Raw genomic sequence first — 2,195 nt, forward strand, 5'->3', positions numbered from 1 at the left:
CGTTTTACTGTCCCTGGCATAGATTTTAAATTATACCATTGCTGTGTCTCAGGATCATATACTTCCGCTGAATAGTCGGGAGAACTAGCATCTAATACGTAAAGCTTCCCGTCTTTTTCTACTGCGTCTACTTCTAATCTTTCAAATATCATATCCATCTCAGGCACAGCTTCCCATTTATCTTCCGCTACGTTATACTTTGTTACATCATCATAGTAAAATGGTTGTGTATGTCCACCCGTATCTGGATCTCTTATTGCTGTATTTAGCCCTCCAATAGAATATATATCATTGTTGTATACTATAAGTCCGTGACGATGTAACTGGAAGCTTAAAAAGCTTTTTTTCGTCCACGTATCCTCAGCAGGATCATACTCATAGAATAGTCTTCTAACCGTATCCATTATATAGACTTTATCATCTAATACGACAGCTCTACCATCATAACTTACCTCTGGCATAGGCCCTGCCAATCTCCAAACATCTTCTTCTACATTATAAATTTGAACTGTATCGGTAGGTAAATTTCCCCCTCCACCGAATACATAGATTTCTCCATTGATTTCCACTATCCCAAAACACTTTTTAGGTGCAAACATAGGAGCAGCTGTTGTCCACGTGTCTGTTTTTGGATCATACACCTCAACAACCCCTGTAGCAGGACCTAATTTATACGTTGCTCCACCCATCGTGTAAATTTTTTCATCTACAACAATTGTACCAAAGCCATAACGTGGTGTAGGCATGGGCGTTCCAGACTGCCATGCAGTTGACTGTGATTCCACTGCTTCTTCGTCATATAAACCTATTTCATCTGTTACTTCACTTACTAGATTTAATTCACTTACTTCCATTTGATTCATTATTTCTTGTTCAATAGGTAGTAAGTCCGTTTGCAATTGCTCCGCACTTACCGTCATCACAGGACTCATAACTAATGTTGTAACTAACGCTAATTTAGCTATCTTCCCTTTTGTCATTAAAAATCCCACCTTCTTGTGTGTAGTTTGTTTGCTTTGGAAGCGCACCCATTATATATCGGATCTACAGTCCTTGTGTTGTATCAGACTGTAGCACTAATTATCGACATAAATTGCAACTATAATATTCATTGAAAGTAGTGAGAATGAAAGGATATATAGGTTATTAGAATGTGTTATTTGCATTTGACAAGAAAAATTACATATAAAGAACTATTTCTATGTAGTTCATTAGTAACAATAAATTACCTATTTTTATTTTTCAATACATATATGGAAACAAAAATAATATAATTTTGACAAATTATATTATTTACATTAAATAACATTAAACCTAACTATGTATAATACTAAGGTTGTAATTCTAGCACAAAAGAGTTCATTGTATACAAAATGATACAGCATTTCAAATACAACTAAATTGTTCTAACACAACGAGAGAAAAATTGAAAACAAATAAATAGAGAGGAACTTTGAAGTTCAGTGAAGTGATGATATTAAATGTGTACACTATTGATGATTTAATATGATAAAGTGGAGTAGTGCTAGCTGTAACGCCAAAGGTAGTATAAACCAATGTTACGCCAACTAGCACTATATCATAGTAAGATATGAAACCCATTTCATGTCAAATGGTTTTTTCAAACAACATGTTTGAAGTAAAAACGAAATAATGAAGGTACTATGTGAAAAAATTATAATGATATTCCATATTTTACTAAAAGGAGCATGGTTGACATGAGTAATATTACTGATATAGCTAAAAGAGCGAACGTTTCTCGTACCACCGTATCTCGCGTGATGAACAACCATCCTTATGTGAAAGAAGAGAAACGTGATGCGGTGTTAAAGGCGATAGAAGAGCTAAATTATATGCCTAATTTAAATGCTGTTCATTTATCTAAAGGAAAAACGAATGTTTTTGGCGTTGTTGTGCCTAAAGTCGGACATCCATTTTTCAGTAATTTAACGTTTTCTGAAAGAAGTCTCCATCTTCAAGCGTGTGAAGGACGAATCCCAACGATAAGGTGGAGATGAATTTCGGTTGGCGTTAGCCAAAAATATTGTATGTTATTTTCAACATTGATATAATCAATATTAGTTAATCAGTATTAGTTAATAGAAAGGTTGTTATATCAATGACGTTAGATAACAATAATCACTCAGTTTTCTCACTGCATTATCACCTTGTTTTGGTAGTGAAATATCGTATCG

The 2,195-nt window shown here is 34.2% G+C and carries 1 protein-coding gene and 2 pseudogenes; 2 read left to right on the plus strand and 1 reads right to left on the minus strand.

Annotated features, from left to right (window positions below; translation table 11 throughout):
- A partial coding sequence (locus tag D1Z92_RS16985; protein ID WP_206099778.1) for a Kelch repeat-containing protein occupies positions 1 to 980 on the minus strand: 980 nt, incomplete at its 3' end.
- A 738-nt stretch (positions 981 to 1,718) separates the two neighbouring features.
- On the opposite strand from D1Z92_RS16985, the pseudogene D1Z92_RS16990 reads away from it, so the two are divergent.
- Together D1Z92_RS16990 and D1Z92_RS18000 are read left to right on the plus strand one after the other, a co-directional pair.
- Positions 1,719 to 1,949: pseudogene (locus tag D1Z92_RS16990) on the plus strand (LacI family DNA-binding transcriptional regulator); the annotation flags it as partial.
- 170 nt (positions 1,950 to 2,119) lie between these two features.
- Positions 2,120 to 2,195: pseudogene (locus D1Z92_RS18000) on the plus strand (IS200/IS605 family transposase); the annotation flags it as partial.

The organism is Longirhabdus pacifica (genome assembly GCF_004115085.1).
Classification (GTDB): domain Bacteria; phylum Bacillota; class Bacilli; order Paenibacillales; family DSM-105158; genus Longirhabdus; species Longirhabdus pacifica.